General features: G+C 46.8%; 13 protein-coding genes. 9 read left to right on the top strand and 4 right to left on the bottom strand.

All coding sequences use genetic code 11. The features are described from left to right. Positions 1-327: 327 nt before the first annotated feature. From NOM90_RS15910 to NOM90_RS15890, 5 genes are all read left to right on the top strand, one after another. Positions 328-1179, top strand: a complete 852-nt coding sequence (locus tag NOM90_RS15910) for an amino acid ABC transporter substrate-binding protein (protein WP_255943582.1) — start codon at positions 328-330, stop codon at positions 1177-1179. 240 nt (positions 1180-1419) lie between these two features. Next, the gene (locus tag NOM90_RS15905) at positions 1420-2088 is read left to right on the top strand and encodes an amino acid ABC transporter permease (protein WP_255943341.1); all 669 of its coding nucleotides are present in this window, start codon (positions 1420-1422) and stop codon (positions 2086-2088) included. Between the two features lie 42 nt (positions 2089-2130). After that, positions 2131-2883, top strand: coding sequence for an amino acid ABC transporter ATP-binding protein (locus tag NOM90_RS15900; RefSeq protein WP_255943340.1), 753 nt, complete (start codon positions 2131-2133; stop codon positions 2881-2883). A 433-nt stretch (positions 2884-3316) separates the two neighbouring features. Beyond that, positions 3317-4243 (top strand): NADP-dependent oxidoreductase, encoded by a 927-nt coding sequence (locus tag NOM90_RS15895; RefSeq protein ID WP_255943339.1) that lies wholly within the window; start codon positions 3317-3319, stop codon positions 4241-4243. Between the two features lie 189 nt (positions 4244-4432). Beyond that, positions 4433-5305, top strand: coding sequence for a CHAD domain-containing protein (locus tag NOM90_RS15890; protein ID WP_255943338.1), 873 nt, complete (start codon positions 4433-4435; stop codon positions 5303-5305). A 33-nt stretch (positions 5306-5338) separates the two neighbouring features. On the opposite strand, the gene NOM90_RS15885 is transcribed toward NOM90_RS15890, so the two are convergent. Beyond that, complete coding sequence (locus tag NOM90_RS15885) at positions 5339-6001, bottom strand: S-layer homology domain-containing protein (protein ID WP_255943337.1); 663 nt, start codon at positions 5999-6001, stop codon at positions 5339-5341. Between the two features lie 143 nt (positions 6002-6144). Next, positions 6145-7563, bottom strand: coding sequence for an aldehyde dehydrogenase (locus NOM90_RS15880; RefSeq protein ID WP_255943336.1), 1419 nt, complete (start codon positions 7561-7563; stop codon positions 6145-6147). 427 nt (positions 7564-7990) lie between these two features. Between NOM90_RS15880 and NOM90_RS15875 the strand changes: the two genes are divergently transcribed. Further along, positions 7991-9637: an S-layer homology domain-containing protein gene (locus tag NOM90_RS15875; RefSeq protein WP_255943335.1), complete on the top strand. Its 1647-nt coding sequence runs from the start codon at positions 7991-7993 to the stop codon at positions 9635-9637. A 116-nt stretch (positions 9638-9753) separates the two neighbouring features. Here NOM90_RS15875 and NOM90_RS15870 read toward each other — a convergent pair whose 3' ends face one another. Both NOM90_RS15870 and NOM90_RS15865 read right to left on the bottom strand, forming a co-directional pair. After that, the gene (locus NOM90_RS15870; protein ID WP_255943334.1) at positions 9754-10818 is read right to left on the bottom strand and encodes a hemolysin family protein; all 1065 of its coding nucleotides are present in this window, start codon (positions 10816-10818) and stop codon (positions 9754-9756) included. Between the two features lie 74 nt (positions 10819-10892). Further along, complete coding sequence (locus NOM90_RS15865) at positions 10893-12197, bottom strand: hemolysin family protein (protein ID WP_255943333.1); 1305 nt, start codon at positions 12195-12197, stop codon at positions 10893-10895. Positions 12198-12531: 334 nt separating this feature from the next. Between NOM90_RS15865 and NOM90_RS15860 the strand changes: the two genes are divergently transcribed. The 3 genes from NOM90_RS15860 to NOM90_RS15850 all read left to right on the top strand — a co-directional run bounded on the left by NOM90_RS15860 (position 12532) and on the right by NOM90_RS15850 (position 16162). Then, positions 12532-13482, top strand: a complete 951-nt coding sequence (locus tag NOM90_RS15860) for a sulfurtransferase (RefSeq protein ID WP_255943332.1) — start codon at positions 12532-12534, stop codon at positions 13480-13482. A gap of 219 nt (positions 13483-13701) precedes the next feature. After that, positions 13702-14421, top strand: a complete 720-nt coding sequence (locus tag NOM90_RS15855) for an SDR family NAD(P)-dependent oxidoreductase (RefSeq protein WP_255943331.1) — start codon at positions 13702-13704, stop codon at positions 14419-14421. Positions 14422-14674: 253 nt separating this feature from the next. Beyond that, positions 14675-16162 carry a methyl-accepting chemotaxis protein gene (locus tag NOM90_RS15850; protein ID WP_255943329.1) on the top strand — a complete coding sequence of 496 codons (1488 nt, stop codon included), beginning with the start codon at positions 14675-14677 and terminating at the stop codon, positions 16160-16162. Positions 16163-16218 lie beyond the last annotated feature (56 nt).

Raw genomic sequence — 16218 nt, 5'->3', positions numbered from 1 at the left:
TAAATGATATGTAACAGTTAGCTTGGCTCAAGCAAGCAAATCTACTCTATATTAAACGCAAAATCATGTTTTCACGCCGCCTATTTTTTGCAGGAAAATAAAAGATTTTTCGGAAACGCTTTAGATTGAATGATTTAAAGCCGATAAAATTTATAGGAATTAAATGAAAAGCTATTGACTTTCTTTAAAACAGGCTTTAAAATTCAATCTTGCACGACCTAAATGTTCACTAGACGGTTGCAGACTTCTGGAAATGTTGTCCAACTGTTTGAATGTTTCATCTGAAAGACAATGACTCAAAACAAAACACACTTTGGAGGCAGAATGATGAAAAAAGTAACTTTACTCGGCGTTGTTGCGATCTTGATGGTGCTGATGCTTGCCGCTTGCGGTAACAATAATTCAAGCAACACAGCCGCTACAAATACAGACAGCAATAATTCAGCATCGTCGGAACAACCAGCTGCAGGTTCGGATAATCTGCTTGAAAAGATTAAATCTAAAGGTACAATCGTGATCGGTACAGAAGGTACTTACCCACCTTTCACTTATCACGATGCAAGTGGCACGCTGACTGGATTCGACGTTGAGATTGCTCAAGAAGTGGCAAAACGTCTGGGCGTTGAAGTGAAATTCGAAGAAGCACCGTGGGACAGCCTGCTTGCAGGTATTGATGCTGGACGCTTCGATGCCGTATTCAACGAAGTATCGATTCGCGACGATCGCAAAGAAAAATACGATTTCTCTGACCCGTACATTTCTTCCGGTGCGGTACTGATCGTACGTGACGATAATAACGACATCAAATCGCTTGCTGATCTGAAAGGTAAAAAGTCTGCACAATCGCTGACAAGTAACCTTGCAGATATCGCGAAAGAAAACGGCGCTGAGATCGTACCGATCGAAGGATTCCAACAAGCAATCGATTTGCTGAACTCTAACCGCGTGGATGCAACGATCAACGATAACCTGTCGTTCCTTGATTTGAAAAAGCAAAAACCGGATCTGGCGCTGAAAGTAGTCGCAGAAGCAGAAGACGCTTCGCAAAGCGGCGGCGTGTTCCCGAAAAACAGCCCAGAACTGATTGAAGCAGTAAATAAAGCTTTGGCTGATATGCACAGCGACGGTACGTACAAAACGATTTCCGAGAAATACTTCGGTGAGGACGTATCGAAATAATTGTTATTTTCCTCGTAATATTTCGAGGGAAATAATCAATCAAATTGTCGGCTTTTCTCGATACTCACCGAGAAAAACGATCAATCAAATTGTTATTTTCCGACTATAAAAACGGGGCTATCTCCGGTTCGCTCTGCGAATCTACGAGGCAGCCCCGCTTCGTTTGTTCAAAGCAAGCTTTTTCGTGTATAAGAAAGAAGAATGTTTGGCATCTGCAAAATTGAAAGGAGTCCTAGGAATATGGACGATCGTAAAATTCAAATTGTAATCGATTCGTTTCTGCCAATGGTCAAAGCGGCATTGCAATACACGATTACACTAGCCGTCATTTCATTTGTATTAGGATTGATTTTAGCTGTATTGGTCGCTTTGGTACGGGTGTGGAAAATTCCTGTATTGAACCAGATCGCGATCTTCTACGTCTGGGTCATCCGCGGAACACCGTTACTTGTACAGTTATTCATTATCTTTTTCGGATTACCGAGTATTGGAATCGAACTCGACCCATTCCCGGCTGCGATTATCGCCTTTACACTCAACATGGGGGCTTATAACTCCGAAATCGTGCGTGCAGCTATTCAATCTATCGCAAATGGTCAATGGGAAGCTGCTTATTCGCTTGGAATGACACGCGGTCAGGCACTTCGCCGCATCATTCTTCCGCAAGCTACGCGCGTCTCGGTTCCGCCGCTTTCGAACTCCTTTATCAGCCTAGTAAAAGATACGTCTCTGGCGTATACCATTACCGTAGTCGAACTATTCCAGGTCGCCAAACAAATTACGGCTACGACGTATGAGCCTTTGCTCCTTTATTCGGAAGCCGCTGTTATTTATCTAATCATCTGTACCGTACTTAACGCGCTGCAAAACGTGATGGAGAAACGACTTTCCCGCTTCTCTACGCAGTAAAAGGTTAGCTTTCTTCGAAGTTATTAGAAAGGAGCAACGATCATGATCCAAATTCAAAATTTGCATAAATCGTTCGGATCGCTGGAAGTATTGAAAGGCATCGACCTGTCTTTGGAAAAAGGCAAAGTGCTGGTCATTATCGGACCTTCCGGTTCTGGTAAAACCACACTGCTACGCTGCCTGAATTTATTAGAAACACCCAATGAAGGCACGCTGCGACTCGGAAATACGACAGTCGAATTCGGCAATCGCCGCAAAGCCAGCAAACAACAAACGCTCGACCTTCGCCAAAGCACAGGTATGGTATTCCAATCATACAATCTGTTCCCTCACAAAACCGCATTGGAAAACGTGATGGAAGCCCAGATCGTCGTGCAAAAACGGAGCAAAGAAGAAGCTCGCAAACGTTCGATCGAACTTCTGGCGAAAGTCGGCTTGAGCGGCAAAGAAGACGTGTACCCGCACCAACTCTCCGGCGGTCAACAACAACGCGTCGGCATCGCCCGCGCACTTGCCACCGATCCTCAAGTGATGTTGTTCGACGAACCGACGTCCGCACTTGATCCCGAATTGGTCGGCGAAGTGCTCAAAGTCATGAAACAACTCGCTGCCGAAGGCATGACGATGGTCGTCGTGACGCACGAAATGAAATTCGCCGCCGAAGCCGCCGATACCGTCGTTCTGATGGATGATGGCAAAATCTTGGAACAAGGACCTCCTCAACAGGTTCTTCAAAACCCGTCTAGCGAACGTGCTTCTCAGTTCCTGAACTTGTTGACGGAAAAAGAGGTTTAATTTTCAAATCAAAAAAAGTTGCTGTTGAAATTTTTTATAAAAAAGCAGCTAAGATGTTATTCCGAGTGAAGCGAGGAGCGTAGGGAGAGATTTAGTGAAGGAGTGTTAACGTTCGCCTTTGAAATCGGGAAAATTCAAGCAAAATTATAATCATTTTTTCCCGATTTCAACAAGCGACCGTAACAAATCTCTCCCGAAGCCTGAAGCCGTTACCTAAAACGGCTTCTTTTTTTGTTTATTTTTAACAGTCAAACTTAAATTCCTCCTCCATTAGTCTCGTTTTCCGAAACTTGACACCACTGAAACAACATCATTCGACCCTTTTTTATGAATCGTAAGCCGTATTTTTTTACAGCAATAGGGTCTTTAACTAATAGCTTGGGTAATAGCATGGGAAGCAACGCTAACCTGTTACAGAAAGGTGAGGATATTTTTGAAAGCAATCGTAATTGACGAGTTTGGTGGACCTGATAAGCTGCATGAGCAGAGTGTGCCGGAACCGAAGATCGATGCCAACCAGATCCTAATCAAGCTGTATGCGACATCAGTGAATCCGGTTGACACGAAAATTCGCGAAGGTGCGTTAGGCGCGGCAGCCGGCAGTTTCCCTTTGATTCTTGGCGGAGACGTAGCGGGCATTGTCAAAGAAGTCGGCGAAAACGTGAGTCGCTTTAAGCCACGCGATCCTGTATTTGCGCGTCCGCGCGTATTTGGCACGTATGCACAATATGTAGCCGTAGACGCGGATGTTGTGGTGAAAAAGCCGGAAAACCTGAGCTACGAAGAAGCCGCGGCGATTCCGCTCGCAGGAATGACCGCTTGGCAAGCGCTGGTCGATCACGGCAAAGTGACCGCAGGGCATAAAGTACTCATCCATGCCGGAGCAGGCGGCGTCGGTACAATGGCGATTCAGATCGCGAAGTATTTAGGGGCAACCGTAGCCTCGACCGCAAGTTCGGCGAACGAGGAATTGTTGAAATCGCTGGGCGTCGATCATTTTATCGATTACAAAAAAGAAGACTTCTCCGAGATTCTCTCGGATTATGATATGGTACTAGACACTATGGGCGGCGATATTCAGAGCAAAAGTTTCAAAGTATTGAAACCCGGCGGGCACCTGGTCTCGGTTGTAGAGAAGCCAGACGAAAGCCTTGCCAAAGATTTAGGGATTCATACCGCTCTATTCATGATGGAGCCTAAAGGTGAGCAGTTGGAGAAACTTGCGGAGATGATCAAAGAAGGCAAGTTGAAACCGATCATCGACTCGACGTATTGGTTGAACGAAGAAGGCGTACGCAACGCGCATATCAAAAGCGAAAGCCATCACGCCAAAGGCAAAATCGTGATTCGCGAAAAATAAAAAAAAGCTTCAATATTCTAGCTAGTATCGACTATATCCCGGATATAGCGTTCAACTAAAGTCAAATACAGTTTCCTTCCGCAGATGCGGTCAAGGAAGCTGTATTTTTCTTTATACTTTTTGCGGGTAATGATTCTTATAGATCGCGTATACAACCCGAAGTTTATCCAAAAGGAGTGAACCATCCATATGACCCACGATAGAGCATCAGAACAAACGACAGTAGCTTCCGATCAGATCCAGCCGTGGAGCGAAGCGTTGGAGCAGTTATACAGCGAATTTCGTAAGCGCAGCCGCGCTGCCTTAAAAGACTACGAAGTCGAAGACATCCATCAAGCGAGAGTAAGCGCGCGCAAATTACTGACCTTGATTCAGATCCTTGATCCAGACGGAGAAACCGGGCTATATCGAATCATCAAAAAAGCGCAAAAACGTTTCGGCAGAGTCCGTGACGCGGACGTGATGATCGCCGATTTCAAAAAGCTACGTCAAAGCGCCAAATCCGAAGGGCAAATGGAAGAAGCCAAATTATATAAAAAAATGACGAAGCTCGAAAAAAGCGAACGAGATCGTCAACGTAAAAAGTTAAGCCGAAAGTTACCGAAGATCATCAATCGTAAGCTGGATAAACGTTGGCAAAATTTTATAGAGCAAGAGTTGCCTGATTTTGTAGGGCAAGCGGACGTTCGCAGTAGTCTGCGTATGCTCAAAGACGATTACCGCAAACGTCGGCATATGTACCAAGTAACCGCAGACCGTGAAGGAGCTTCGAGTGAACAATCGCTAGACGCTCTGCATCAAGTACGGATTGCAGCCAAACGTTTCCGCTATACCGCCGAAGCTGCCGCATTTGCATTGGAAGCCAAACAAGCCGAAGAAGCGAAACATTTCAAAAAAGTACAAAAAAAGCTCGGCGACGTAAACGATCGGCATGTACGAATCCAGATCGTCGAAGATTACGGCGCCGAAGCTTTAAATACGGATGAAGAAAGTTGGAATTTATTCCGTAGCCGATTAGATGAGCAATTGAAAACCGCTTTGTCTGAAGTCGGCGAATTGTAAAAATGATTTAGATCCGAACCGATTTTTTCGAACTCACTGAGCCGATTGCTGCTTCAAAAACTCAATCGAATCGTACAGCATTACAGCTGCTTCGGCGCGAGTAATCTGTTCTTTTGGATGGAAGTTGCCGTCGGCATCGAGTTTCACAATTCCGCGGTTGAGCGCCCGCTGGATTGCACCTTGATACTCGGCAGTCAGCTCTTTTTCATCGGTAATATCTTGCGGCTTGATGTTGATCAGCGGCAGATTGCCGGCTTTTTCGACTGCTTGCATCAAATAGTTTGTATATTCTTCTTTGGTCATGACGCCAGATGGATCGATCGTTTTTGGCAACTCTACGCCATTGAAGTGTGCATTGACGAAAGCTTCGGCGTACCAAGCTCCCTCTTTCGCTGCAGGGAACAGATCATGAGCGGTTGGAACTTTGCCTGCTTCGAACGTGATGGCTGCCAGACTCAGCTGTAGACCGCCTGCGATCAATTGAACGCCTTGAGCATTCGTTAACACAGCTTTTGGATTAAAAGATGATGCGCTCACGCCTTTGATGAGACCTTCTTTTTGAAGCGTCTCGATTTTTTGTTGTCCGGTTACGCCGCTTAGGTCGCCGAAGCTTGCTTGCGCCGCGAAAAGTTGACCGCCGAGCGACAAAGATAAGACGGATACCGCCAATACCGAAGAAAAAGTTTTTTTGTTCATTTCGATGACCTCCTATAGTGTGTTAGCCTTCTGACGAAGGTTTTTTATAAAAGGTTGCAACTTATATCCCTCGTCAAAAAATACATAACAAAAAATCCGCTTTCCCCGAACCAAGTCGGAGAAAGCGGCTTAATCATGCTTATTTATTTAAACATCTTTTTCACTAAAGCCATTTGTTCGTCGCCGTAAGGAGGGAACAGCATCGTCGTGCCGCTCTCCGCGGATGCGCGTTTCAAGATACTTTTTTGATGTGAGAACGTACGCAGGCTATGCACGCCGTGGTAAGAACCTACGCCGGAAGAACCCGTACCGCCGAACGGCAAGTTCGGGTTCGATACATGAAGCAGCGTATCGTTGATGCAGCCGCCGCCGAACGGTATTTTTTCGAGTACGCGGTCTTGAACCTGCTCGTCTGTCGTGAACAGATACAGCGAAAGCGGGCGAGGATGCTTGTTCACAAGTTTAATCGCTTCTTCGACATCATTGTAAGTCAAGATCGGGAGAATCGGACCGAACAATTCTTGCTCCATGCTTGCCGCATCCCAAGAATCCAAATCCAGAAGCGTTGGCTCGATAAATTTGTCTTCGCGTTTTCGATTGCCACCGAATACGATACGGTCTTTGTCTTTATCCAAAATTTCAGATAGACGATCGAAATGACGCTCGTTGACGATGCGACCGAAATCCGGGCTGCTTGACGGATCTTCACCCAAGAACTCGCGAATCGCGTTTTTAAGGGCAATCAGCAGTTGGATTTTTTTGCTCTCATGAACAAGAACGTAATCCGGCGCGATGCAGGTCTGACCCGCGTTGACTAACTTGCCCCAGATAATGCGTTTTGCCGCCATACGGATATCGGCTTGCTTGTCTACGATAGCCGGGCTTTTGCCGCCAAGTTCCAGCGTATACGGAATCAATTGTTTCGCTGCGGCTTCGCCTACGATTTTGCCGACTTCGGTACTGCCTGTGAAGAACATGTAGTCGAATGGCGAGTTAATGAGCGCGTTTACCGTATCTTTGCCGCCGTCGAGAACACGTACATAATGTTCTTCGAATACGTCGCCCAGCAGTTGCTTCACGATGCGAGATACGTTTGGCGTGCTATCGGACATTTTAATCACGGCGCAGTTGCCTGTAGCAATCGCGCCTACCAACGGTTCCAATACAAGTTGGAACGGATAGTTGAAAGGTCCGATAATCAGCACAGTGCCGTGCGGTTCGTTAATAATGTAGCTGCTTGCGCCAGACAAAGAAATCGGCGTTGCGACACGCTGCGGCTTCGACCAGCGATACAATTCTTTCGAAATTTCGGTGATGCTATTCAGAATGAATCCGACTTCGGTCGAATAAGCTTCAAAAGCGGGCTTGCCTAAGTCTGCTTTCAGTGCTTCCAGTAAAGCCGGTTCGTAGCGAACAATCGCCGCTTTAAGCTTTTCAAGGCGACGAATCCGGAATTTGTAACTGCGTGTGCGGTCGGTATCATAAAAAGCGCGGTGCTCTTCGAGCATTTGCGCAACTTCTTCGGAATTCCACTCTTTTGTCAGTGTGTCTTTTGCGATCATGGGTATTGACCTCCTCGGAAATTGAAATACGATCATGCGACAACAGTCTTGCCATAATCAACCAATCCATATTCTAAAAATATAGGGCTTCCAACATAGTAAAGTCAAACTTACACTTGCCGGAAGTCTGTTTTATCGGTTGCGCCTGCTTCATCTCAATAACTTTATTACCCAAAAGTGCAGATGCCATATACAGAACGCGAAGAAAGGGACTTTTTTTAAAAAAGTCTTTTTCAGTTTTACAGTTGATAACGCTTTCAAAATTTGCTAAAGTAAAAGCGACGATGATGGATTGTGACCGTGCGAACGGGCAAAACCTGATCGGGTCGGCAGTACGGGAAATTCCCTACTGCGGATACCGTTTGGGTTTTTTGTCGTTTATCGATCTTTTATTTTACCTATTCTTAGTATAAACGGAGGAAAACAAATGAGAAAACCGACAGGATTAACTTTGATTGCAGCTCTGGCGTTAGGCGGAACTTTAGGAGGCGTAGCTCCGGCAAACGCTGCGGAAGCGACGTCTTCCTCTTCAAGCAAGCTTGAAATTACGGCACATACATATATCGGCGATGCGGGTCGTATGGCAGAATCTTTTGATTTTGTATTACCAAGCGGTTCTTCTTATAGCGATCTGAAAGCTTCCGATTTCGATATTACCGGGAACTACGATGGTTATCCGCTGAACGCCGCAGGCGAACTGACGCAAGACGCTTACGAAGACGACGGGATTCAATTGACGCAAAAAGGCAATGTATTGTCGATGAAAGTCAAGCCGTTCAAATATCCGGGCGGTTATGTATCGGAGTTCGCTGTCGTGAATAAAAAGTACCCCGAGCTTGCGTTTACCGCTGAAAAAGTATCGAAAGTCGAAACGCGTACGGTCGACGATTTTGAAGCTGGTGGGCTTCAAAACGACAATGGAGATACGCTGACGTACCGTTTGAAATTATCTCAGTCGGCAACACCTGAACCTCTAGTGGTCTGGTTACATGGCGGCGGCGAAGTCGGTAGCGACAATATGAAGCAACTGACCGAAAATCGCGGCGCAACGGTATGGACAGAGTCGGGCTTCGATACTTCGGTACTGGCTGTGCAATATCCGCAAAACTACGATTGGGCAATCTATGCCAAACCCGATCAATTGAAAAGGATGCAAGATTACTTCGAAATGCAAGTGGAGCTGATCGATAAGCTTGTAGCGGAAGGTAAAGTCGACCCGCAGCGGATCTATGTTGTAGGGCCTTCGAGCGGAGGAGGCGGCGTATTCCGTTTCGTGATGCAGTATCCGGGTAAATTTGCAGGCGCAATCGCGATTGCCGCGAAAGATACGATTGCCGATTACAAAGGTTCAGTAGAAGCGTTCAAACAAGAATTGAAAGATGTGACGGATACACCGCTCTGGATCGTACATGCCAAAAACGACCCTACGACAGATAGCCGTACCAGCACGCTTGCGTATCAAGCGCTAGAAGAAATGGGCGCGAAAGATACGAAGATCACGCTCTATGATGATGCTTTTATGGATCAAAATCGTTTTTACGGCGGGATGAAACACTGGTCATGGGTTCCGGTATTTAATAATAAAGAAATGAGAGATTGGTTGTTTGAGCAAAAGTTGGATGTTAAAAAACCGACGAACCCATTGAAAAGCGATTCGACGGTAACCCGTGCGGATCTTGCGGCAGCTTTGGCTCAACATCTGAATTTGGGCGAAGTGCGGAGTACTTCAATCTACAACGACACAGCGGACTCAAGCTATGATCTGGAAATTCGTCAAGCGGCTACAGCCGGCGTGATGCAAGGGCTTGGCGGCAAAAAGTTCGCGCCGGCATCGGCAGTGACAAGAGCGCAGCTTGCTGTGCTAGCGGATCGGGTACAGGGAGGCTCGAAAGGCGCTACGACTTCTTCGTATAGCGACGTTCCAGCCGGACATTGGGCAGCAGCCGCTATTGCTTCCGTAACCTCGGCGGGTATGATGGAAGGCGTCGGTACCCATACATTTGAACCAAATCGTCTAGTAACAGGAGCTGAAGTCCAAGCCGTGTTGGACAAGCTTTCGGAGGCTCAAAAATAAACCTAAAGAGCAACTGATTTTTCGCCAAATTTGATAAAAAACCCCCAATGTTCCGCAATGACGGAATATTGGGGGTTTCTTGTTCTTCAATCAAAAACAATGTTTATTCAAAAGAGTTATACCGGAGCCAACGGTAAGCGCACGCCGTCTGCTTCGTCGCGAATATCGCCGACGATCTCTTCCAAAATATCTTCCATCGTGACTAAGCCAATCGTGTTACCTGAATGATCGGATACAGAAGCCATATGCACACTTTTTTGCTGCATACTGAGCATGACTTCGCGCAGCGTCGCCGTTTCTTTGAACTGCGGCAGCTTATGGATAAATCCTTCGATCTTGCCGTCACGACCCGCGGCGATTGCGGTCAATATTTCTTTGCTATGCACGAATCCGATAAATCCGTCCGGATTGCCGTTCGTTACCGGATAACGTGTATACTCGTGTTCGCTTAACTTCGCGATCAGTTCGTTTTGCGGCAATTCTTTTGCGATTTTAACGATTTTGTCGGCAGGGATCATGATCTCCCGCAGCAATCGATCGTCAAAAGCGAAAATGTTTTGCAAATACGCTTGTTCTGTTTTGTTAATCTCGCCGCTTTCGTAACTTTGCTCGACCAACCATTTCAACTCTTCTTCGGAGTGAACCGATTCGTGACCGGCGGGTTTCACACCGAAAGCTCGAAGGAGCAGCGTTGCCGAACCGTTCAGTAAACGGATAAATGGAGCGGTAAGGCGTCCGAAGCGATATAACGACGGAGCGAGAAGCAACGTCATTTTTTCGGAAAATTGAATCGCTAGCGTCTTCGGTGCAAGTTCGCCGATGACGACGTGTAAAAAAGTCACGAGCGCAAGCGCGATACCGTAAGACAATACGGTTGCAAGTGCAGCGGGTACTTCAAAATGATCAAATACCGGATGCAGCAACTTTTCGACAGTCGGTTCACCCAGCGCGCCAAGTACAAGCGCCGTGATCGTAATCCCGAGCTGACATGCCGACAAGTAATAGTCCAAGTCTTGCGCGACTTTTTTCGCCATCACCGCTTTTTTGTTACCATCGGCGATCAATTGATCCAATCGTGACATACGGACTTTCAATATGGCAAATTCGGCACCGACGAAAAAGGCGGTAAGCCCGATAAATACAGCAACCAGAAATAGGTTTAATGCAATTGTTCCGTCCAATAAATTCCCTCGCGAGAGGGATTCACCTCCACAATATTCGGATTATTTGGTTCGTTGATTTAAGCTGAGAAGATTTACGCTTCGGTATAACTTAACCTCACTTGTTTGATCTGTAGATCGTCTTTTTCTTCGATCGTCCAGACGTATCCGTTCTCGATCAATTGCTCGCCTTCTCCTGCCGCAGTCCCTTTGCGATGTTGAATCCATCCCGCGATGGTATCGGTATCGCTGCGTTCGTCGAACTTCGCGCCGAAGCGTTTTTCCAGTTCGTCCAGCAATACGCGACCGCTCACCACATATTCGCGTTCGCCCATTTGGCGGATTTCGGCGATCTCGTCGGCATCGAATTCGTCTCGGATTTCGCCGACGAGTTCTTCCATGACGTCTTCCATCGTGACGATACCGGCTGTACCGCCGTATTCGTCGACGACAAGCGCAATATGCATCCGTTCTTGCTGCATTTTGAGCATTGTTTCCTGGATCGGCGTTGCTTCCGATACAATCGGAATCCGGCGAATAAATTCTTCGAGTCTACGCGCACGTCCGGCGATAATATGAGGAAGCATCTTTTTCGCGTTGATGACACCGATAATCCGGTCTTTGCTTCCTTCTTCGGTAACCGGATAACGCGTGTAATTATTCTCATCGAGCACTGTAATCAATTCCGCATAATCCATGTCTTTGTCGATCGTGACGAGCTGCGTACGCGGCACCATGATATCGCGTGCTACACGTTCATCGAACGAAAAGACGTTTTCCATGTAAGACAGTTTCGTTTCATTGATTTCGCCGCCTTCGAAACTTTGCGCCATAATAATCTTCAACTCGTCTTCGGAGTACACTTCGTCATGCCCGGCAGGTTTAACGCCAAACGAACGAAGCAAGACGCGAGCCGCACCGTTGAGCGCCCAAATGAATGGGTACATGATGCGACCGAACCAGTACAGCGACGGAGCGAGCAGCAGCGTCATTTTTTCCGCAAACTGAATCGCCAGCGTTTTCGGAGCCATCTCGCCTACGACAACGTGTAAGAACGTTACCAAGAAGAAAGCAATCGCGTAAGACGCGACCGAAGACGCGGAGCTGGACACGTTCAACCAATCGAATACCGGATACAGCAGCAATTCAACAGCCGGTTTACCGATCGCACCCAAGCCGAGTGCAGTTACCGTAATACCGAGCTGACAAGCGGACAAGTAGTAATCCAGGTCTTGAGCGACCTGTTTCGCGCGTACCGCTTTTTTATTGCCTTCCGAAATCAGTTGGTCGAGCCGGGATACCCGTACTTTCACGACCGCGAACTCCGAAGCAACGAAGAAAGCAGTGAGCACAAGAAGTACGGCAAGAATCAATAAATTGACGATCGTCATTAGGTCCAATAAGTTCCCTCTTTTGAGGGATTCACCTCCAGATAATGGGTTAACGTATCAAGCAGTTTCGCCTCTTTAATGCGGATTCCGTATGAAAGAGACAGGTCAAAGAAACGGTGGTCAACGAAGCTATATAGTTAAACGCCTTCCCAAGTCTGTTGCCTCCTCCCTAAATGTATTACTAGATACTATACCATAACCTTTAGTAAGCGTGCAGTATCACGTTAGGGTTCACAAAATCGAAAAAATTTCAGGATTGTTTTTAAAAGGACACAAATTAGCTTTTGAAAAATGAAAATGCTATTCTAAATGAAAAGTTTCGTAGGTCGAGAGGAGAAATAAGATGCAAAATATTGTATCGCCAAAATGGCTATTAGCACGTCTCTACGAGCCGGAACAAACGATCGTGGACTGCCGTTACATTTTTGGACAACCGGACGCGGGACGAGAAGCTTTTGAAAAGGAGCATATTCCAGGCGCGATCTATATGGATTTAGACAAAGATCTGTCGGCGCCGCTTGCTCAGCACGGAGGACGTTTTCCGTTGCCGGAGCCGGAAGAATTCGCAGCCAAACTTGCGAAAGCCGGCATCAGCAATGATACGCGAGTGATTGTATACGATGAAGAAGGCGGTATGTTCGGCGCTCGCCTTTGGTGGATGCTTCGCTGGATCGGGCATGAGAAGGTTGCCGTGCTGGATCGTGGATTGAAAGGCTGGAAAGAAGCCGATTTTATTGTAGACAATAAACAGGCGGTGCGTGTTCCGGCTACTTTTGTTCCTAACGTTCAGCATCATTTGGTTACAGACGTGAACGAAGTGCAGCGGATTGTCGGTACAATTAAGGCGGAACAGATCGTCGAAGGCGTTGAGGAACAAATAGCGGCGGAGCATGGAGAAGTGCCGGTGCAAGACATCGAGACTTCCGCGACAAGCAATAAAGCAACATTCTTCACACCTGTATTGATCGACTCTCGTTCACATGATCGGTATCTGGGTGAAAAAGAACCGATCGACCGGGTAGGTGGTCATATTCCGGGAGCCATCAATTTCTTTTGGATGGATTTATTTAATGAAGATGGGTCGTATAAAAGCAAGGAACAACTGGAAAAGCACTTCGAATCTGTAGATAAAGATGCGGAGATTGTTGTGTATTGCGCGGCAGGTATGAGCGCAACGCCGAATATTTTGGCGCTTGAAGAAGCTGGATATAGCCGAGTGAGGCTTTATCCGGGTAGTTGGAGCGATTGGATTTCGTATGACGATAATCCGATCGGGACGGGTGAAGAAGTGTAAGACGGTTTGGAGTAGGGAAGCCCGCGGGGTACGCGGGCTTTTTTGTCGTTTCATGACTTTAACTACAATTCCGGCATGTTGGTCACCAATCACTATCCCAAAACCCGCTTTTAATCAAATCTTCATTACAAGTTAAATCGACTATTATATGCTAACAAAGTGAGCAAGCATGGATGAACGTTACCAGCAAATCAAAAAGCAAGTAAAGGAGAATCCATCATGAAAAGTTACCTGATTTTCGGAGCCAGTCAAGGACTCGGAGATGCTTTTGCAAGAGGCCTGGCGAAGAGCGGGGATAAAATATGGTTAGTATCGCGGAGTCGTCCATCCAGCCTTGAGCTGCAAGACGGTGTGAAGCGAATCTGGATTCAAGCCGACTTGTCCCAACCGGAATCCGCCCATACCATTTTCAATTCCGTTCAACGAGAGCGTCTAGACGTCGCCATTTATAATGTAGGCATTTGGGAAAAAGAAGGCTTCGAGAATCACTACACCTTCGATCAAGACGCACCTGAGCATATCAGCCGTATGATTCAGACCAATATTACTTCTGCGATTGTGTGTTTGCAGGGACTTTTACCTAACCTGCGTCAGTCTGATTCCGGCAAGATCATCCTCATCGGTTCAACAGCGGGATTGAGTAATGCCAACAATACTCAAGTCACTTTCGTAGCTTCGAAATTTGCGCTTCGCGGCATCGGAGAAGCATTGCGCGAACATTTGCGTGAAGATCGGATTGCTGTAACTTGCATTAATCCGGGTGAATTGGCTGCGGAAATTCCGTATAGCGAGGGGCGGGAGCGTGCGTTAGAAGCTTATGAAGGGACGCGTATTCCTTTGCAGGACGTCGTCGATTTAACCAACTGCCTGATCGGTTTATCCCCGGCGGCTTGCGTCAAAGAGATTGATCTCCCGGCTATGCTCGATATCAACGCCTAATTTACCTATCAAACATCTACTTTTTCGATTCAAAAAGGCGCATCTTTGTCGAATGATGAAGAAATTTCTTAAAAGCTTAATAACTTGTCGAAATATTCCGATATGTAGGAAGTGATACGTAAAAGTATGCGATATGAAGGTTTCCGAATGATAGAGAGCGCTGCGCTATATCGACAAGGAAACAATCTGCCTACCGAAAACGTTCTAGATTAAAAAAGAAACTTCATCATGACGAAAAAGGCGGAATCGGAAAATGGATCGTAAAGACAGTATTCTTTGGAAACGCAACAGATTGGTAGTTTGTATGATGTGGGCGATTCTCTGCATCAGCATGGCATTGGCTTTCATCGTCCCAGAATTTTTGCCGGTTGTATTGATCTCGCTGATTATTCCTGTGGGCGTTACGATTGCTAGTTTTACCAAAAAAGGTGTCCGTGTCATCCCTTGGGTGATTACAGCATGGGTCATTCTAAGCGCGATCGGGATTAACCTCGAACAGATCAACTTTATACAGGGCATTTTGATCTTGCTACCTTTGCTGCTGTATCCTGACACTAAATATTACAATATCTCTTTTGGAATAACGTTGGTTTATTTTATCGTTCATATGATGATCAAGCCTGCGTCAGATCCGACTGTTCTTTTTAATGATCTGACGAATTTGAGCATGTTCGCCGTGTCAGGCATTATCTTGATCACGGTATCGAATGTGAACAAAAAGCTGTTCTTGAGCGGCGAGAAGCGTCGGGAAAAAGTCGAAGAGTCGCAAGCACGCGTAGAAGCTATGCTGAACCGTGTCAAAGAATCGGTAGAAGGGTTGACCGAATTTACGGACGGATTCAAGCAGAAAGTCAATAATACGGTTACGATCTCGGACGAGATTACATTAGGCTTTGGCGAGGTTGCGCGAGGCGTTGAAGTGCAAGCGGCTAGCGTAGCCGAAATTTCGGAATCGCTGGCTTTGACAGATGGGCATATTCAGAACGTAGCGGCTTATTCGCAGCAAATGAAAGACATCTCTGCGGATATGGCTGGAAGTACGCAAGTCGGAAGTTCCAAAATGGATATGCTGAACACGCGAATGGACGATCTCTACGAAGCGATGAAGACGGCAGCCGACGATATGCAGAGCTTTAGTCAAGAAAGCGAATCGATGACGGCTATTCTAAACGGTATCTCCGATATCGCGCGTCAAACGAATTTGCTTGCGCTCAATGCGGCGATCGAAGCAGCACGCGCAGGCGAGCATGGCAAAGGATTCGCTGTCGTTTCCGACGAAGTTCGCAAGCTTGCCGAACATTCAGGCAAGTCAGCGACAGACGTTGCCGCGATCCTCGCACGTCTCCAAGGACGCACAAGCGAGTTGACGGGTCGTTTCGATAGCATGCGAGCTTCTCTTGAAGAAAGCCGTGACGTCGTTCATACGGCAGAGCAAGCGTTCCGCGCGATTGATGCAAGTTCCCGCGATGTGTTGACACAGGCTTCGTATATCGAAAGCAGTTCGGTGACAATGAAAGATTCTTCGGGGCATGTCGTAGGCGAAGTTACAGAGATTTCGGGTCTGACGGAGCAATCCAGCGCGGCGGCAGAAGAAATCTTGGCAGGCATGGATGAACAGAGAAACCTTACGAAACAAATGGTCGATAGTTTCCGCGAACTTGAAAGCTTGATCGTAGGACTGAGCGATCTGGTCTCTTCTTCCGACGATAGCGATGTTAAAAAGTTGCCGGAAACAGCGTAAAAGGCAGCGAAAGGTACAACAAAATCTTGCTACATGCAGGATGAATAAAGAAACAG

This window comes from Saccharibacillus sp. JS10, from assembly GCF_024436065.1.
Classification (GTDB): domain Bacteria; phylum Bacillota; class Bacilli; order Paenibacillales; family Paenibacillaceae; genus Saccharibacillus.
Note: the sequence above shows the minus strand (reverse complement) of the source record. Positions and strands in the feature narration are given on the sequence as shown.